4 protein-coding genes and 1 pseudogene are annotated in these 3,564 nt (G+C 59.9%); 2 read left to right on the top strand and 3 right to left on the bottom strand.

The window, feature by feature from the left end:
- Positions 1 to 944, top strand: a pseudogene (locus tag HP499_RS22205) (preprotein translocase subunit SecA); the annotation flags it as partial.
- A 150-nt stretch (positions 945 to 1,094) separates the two neighbouring features.
- Here HP499_RS22205 and HP499_RS22200 read toward each other — a convergent pair.
- Both HP499_RS22200 and HP499_RS22195 read right to left on the bottom strand, forming a co-directional pair.
- On the bottom strand, positions 1,095 to 1,517 hold the full coding sequence (locus HP499_RS22200; protein WP_253951743.1) for an Rv3235 family protein: 423 nt from the start codon (positions 1,515 to 1,517) through the stop codon (positions 1,095 to 1,097).
- A gap of 151 nt (positions 1,518 to 1,668) precedes the next feature.
- Positions 1,669 to 2,439: a LysM peptidoglycan-binding domain-containing protein gene (locus HP499_RS22195; protein WP_172326260.1), complete on the bottom strand. Its 771-nt coding sequence runs from the start codon at positions 2,437 to 2,439 to the stop codon at positions 1,669 to 1,671.
- 148 nt (positions 2,440 to 2,587) lie between these two features.
- Here HP499_RS22195 and HP499_RS22190 point away from each other — a divergent pair, with 148 nt between their 5' ends.
- Complete coding sequence (locus HP499_RS22190) at positions 2,588 to 3,154, top strand: hypothetical protein (protein WP_172326259.1); 567 nt, start codon at positions 2,588 to 2,590, stop codon at positions 3,152 to 3,154.
- Here HP499_RS22190 and HP499_RS22185 read toward each other — a convergent pair whose 3' ends face one another.
- On the bottom strand, positions 3,155 to 3,388 hold the full coding sequence (locus HP499_RS22185) for a helix-turn-helix domain-containing protein (protein WP_172326258.1): 234 nt from the start codon (positions 3,386 to 3,388) through the stop codon (positions 3,155 to 3,157). It abuts the gene before it with no gap.
- Positions 3,389 to 3,564 lie beyond the last annotated feature (176 nt).

Here is a 3,564-nt window from a genome sequence, read left to right as displayed (position 1 = left end):
CCGAACGCCTCATGAACAGCTCCGTACCGGACGACGTTGCCCTTGAATCCAAGCTCGTCTCGCGCGCCATCGCATCGGCCCAGGGCCAAGTGGAGGGCCGCAACGCCGAGCAGCGAAAGAACGTCCTCAAGTACGATGACGTCCTTAACCGCCAACGCGAAGCTATCTACGGGGACCGTCGCCGGATTCTTGAAGGTGATGACCTTCACGAAAAGGTCCAGTACTTCCTGGAAGACACCATCAATGCACTCATCGACGCGGCCACTGCTGAGGGAACTGGTGACGATTGGGACTTCAACCAACTGTGGACCAACCTGAAGACCCTCTATCCCGCAACTGTTACCGCTGACGAGATCATCGAGGAAGCAGGTGGCAGGTCCAGGGTCACCGCTGACTTCCTGAAGGATGAGATCCTCTCGGATGCCAGACTTGTCTATCAAGCCCGCGAAGAGGCTATCGGCTCTGAGAGCATGCGCGAGCTCGAGCGCCGTGTTGTCCTCTCCGTCCTTGGGCGTAAGTGGCAGGAACATCTCTACGAGATGGACTACCTCAAGGAAGGCATCGGTCTTCGGGCGATGGCTCAGCGCGATCCCCTGGTGGAGTACCAGCGTGAAGGCTTCGTGATGTTCCAGTCGATGATGGAAGCCATCCGCGAGGAGAGCATCGGATTCCTGTACAACCTTGAGGTTGAGGTCACACCCGCCGAAGATGTAGTGGTTACGGACGACACCCCCGAGGGCACGCACACTGAACATCATGAACCGCAGATCCGGGCTGCGGGTCTGCAGGCACCGGAGAAGCCGGCGCAGTTGCAGTACACCGCTCCAGGCGAAGATGGTGCAACCCAAACGCGTATTGAGGGCCGTGCTTCCGGTCGGTCCGGCAACCCGGCCAAGGCTGCAGGCCAAGAACAGCGAAAGCCGGCAAAGAAGAAGCGCCGCTGATTCAGTACTTCCCGTCAGGTCTATAGCCTGATCGGCTGGCGGGCCAAGTACTGACAGTGTTCAGTCAAAAGGGCGAACCCCGGATTTAAGCTCCGGGGTTCGCCCTTTTTGCTGCCCTCTGGGCGTTTGCCTGCGATTGGTGGGTTCGGGCTATCCGATCTCCAATGCCGTAACCTTCCAGACGCCATCCAGGCGCTCCAACCTCATGGCCACCGCGCGGCATCGTTGTTCTTCCGCGACAACAATGCTTGCCTCACAAATGTCGTCGGAAATAGAGCAGGTTCTAACAGAGCGAACCATGGGGCTGCTGTGTGGATGCTGGTTTCCACGGACCCTTGCGGCGTGCTTGCGGGTGAGTGCTGCCCTGTGTTGCAGTGATGTGTAGCAGTCAGGGTCCAAGGAACGGGAGAGCTGGCTGATGGCGCGTGTGCCGGCCAGGACCTCCAGCGCTGCTTGCGCAATACTGCGGGCAACCAACCGAACGTCGATGTCCCTACTGCTCGAACCGTGGCCCGCAAAAGTTCGTTGGGTGCTTGGTCGGCCGGTGGGCCGGCTAGCGGTGACAACGGTCATGGTCATACCTCAGGCATTCACTGCATGAACGGGGTCGTGGGGACGACCTGTTCTGGTGGCTTCTGCTGGGATGACGCTGAACTTGCTGCTTTTGTGGCAGATACGGCCCCTGAGTGGGCCAAATAATTGGGGGTTGCCTACCCCTGGACTGTTAGCCGGGTAGGGGTGGCCGCAGGATCTGGCCCGGGATCAACGCTGAAGGATCCACACCGATGGCTGAGCGGTTTGCGGCGTACCACTTGGGCCACATCAATGCGATATCTACGTCCGTGGCAAGGGGCCCCAGCCTTGCTGCTGCAATAGACCAAAGGGAGTCTCCCACCTTCACGACGACGCCGTTTTCCTTCGGAGAGTTCTCTTGCCTGGTCGATGGCCGGCTTAGAAGCCCGGGATCGGTGGCAGGCGATTTCGGCTTCCAGCGTGGGTCGCGCGCTTCCGGCGGCGTCTCGGCCATGGACCTCGGTGATGCCGGCGCAGGCCCCGCAACGGACGTTGGGGTCCAGGCCGGGTGAGGAGACGGCGCAACATTCGCCATCGCGGTTCCCCAACCCGGGTCGGGCGTGGGAGGCGCTGCTTGCGCCATGGGGCCACCCAAGAGATTCAAGCCCACCATGGCTACAGCGAGCCGCAGCATAAAGGCGGGGCTGAATTTGGCGAGGGCGTTGGCCCCTCTTTTGCGTCCGCCCAGGTGTAGCAGGGATGCTAAAAAGGCGAGCAGCAACGAGAGGATCCACCACGCCACCAATGCCAAGCCGGAACCGGTCGCTAGAAGACCGAGCAGGTTCTCAAACGAAAAGCTCTGGTGATGATGGCCCGCTGACCGCCATTGCTCCAGGAGCTTGGCGCCAACGAAAACCAGCAGCAGCCCAAGGCCCAGGATCGTTGCAGCGAGACATGCGTCGCTGCGTAATTGTCTTGCCATCAAAGCCCCCAAGCTTAGATTGATGCAGTTTGATGTGTTTTGGCATCGTTAGGCCCATTGTGGTCACGTCTGAGGCTTTCTGTCCAATCCGGGATACATGGTGGCGCCTTATTCGCCGTGCCTACATGTTGCAGCCTAGTCTTCTAACATGAGATGGGACTCTCTCTTTGACGACTTGGAAGCACAATTTTCTGCTGAACGTGCTCTGGAAGCGGAATCCGAGATCGCCGAGCGCTCCAGGGTGGAGCTTGCCGGCGTGGCTCTGGGGGATCGGCTCCGAGGCGCAGCCGGCTCTGTGGTCAAGCTCGTTCTGGTGGACAGCAGCATCATTCAAGGCCTCGTGGGGCGTGTAGGCGCCGAATGGTTGGTGTTGTCGGAGGGCCCGCGGCAGTGGCTGGTGCCTTTCGCGGCAGTGCTCAGCTTCGAAGGTTTGGGGAGGCTGGCCCTCAAGCCTGCATCGACGCTCATGCAACTGCCAGGGATCGCCTCAGCATTAAGGGCGCTTGCGAGGGACCGGTCCCCCCTTGTTGTTTATTTCAGCACGCGGTCCGGCAACGGCATGAAGATCGCGGGCGTCATAGACAGGGTCGGCCGGGACCATTTCGATCTGGCTGTGGTCCGGGACGGCGAAGTGAGGCGAGCGGGCAACGTAGCCTCTGTCATGACACTCCCGTTCAGTGCTGTTGCAGCCCTATGTTCAGCAGCAGGGCAGTAGTTACTCAGCAGCAGCCGGTTGGTTCGCCTTGGTTTTTGCTTCCTGAATCATGCGGTTCGCTTCGGCGTAACGCTCCTGGATGTACTGTTCCAGCATTGTCTCCTCGATGCGCCATTGGCCGCGTCCGCCGACCTGAATGGCTTTCAACTCCCCGCTACGCACCAAGGCATAAGCCTGCGGTGAATTGATTTGGAGTTGTTCGGCGACATCCGCCAGAGTCAGGAATCGGGGCATGGCACCATTTTGCCACCGCTGGCGTCTTTTGGTGCGTTTATCCACAGTTTTAGTCAGTTTGAGGTAGTTGGCCTTTGTCGAACGCGAGCGGACGGTAAGAATAAGGGGGCGGGTCCGACGACCATGCCGTGAGCTCACCGGGGGTAGCAGGAACATGGATCAAGTGGCAGCGGTTG

Origin of the sequence: Paenarthrobacter sp. CM16 (assembly GCF_013179505.1) — a bacterium.
In the GTDB taxonomy this organism is placed as follows: Bacteria; Actinomycetota; Actinomycetes; order Actinomycetales; family Micrococcaceae; genus Arthrobacter.
This window is presented reverse-complemented; position numbering and strand designations above follow the sequence as displayed.

What these genes read in the sequence shown, in the direction of transcription:
- HP499_RS22200 (WP_253951743.1), bottom strand. Translation starts at nt 1,517, where the DNA reads ATGACCGTTGTCACCGCTAGCCGGCCCACCGGCCGACCAAGCACCCAA.
- HP499_RS22195 (WP_172326260.1), bottom strand. Translation starts at nt 2,439, where the DNA reads ATGGCAAGACAATTACGCAGCGACGCATGTCTCGCTGCAACGATCCTG.
- HP499_RS22190 (WP_172326259.1), top strand. Translation starts at nt 2,588, where the DNA reads ATGAGATGGGACTCTCTCTTTGACGACTTGGAAGCACAATTTTCTGCT.
- HP499_RS22185 (WP_172326258.1), bottom strand. Translation starts at nt 3,388, where the DNA reads ATGCCCCGATTCCTGACTCTGGCGGATGTCGCCGAACAACTCCAAATC.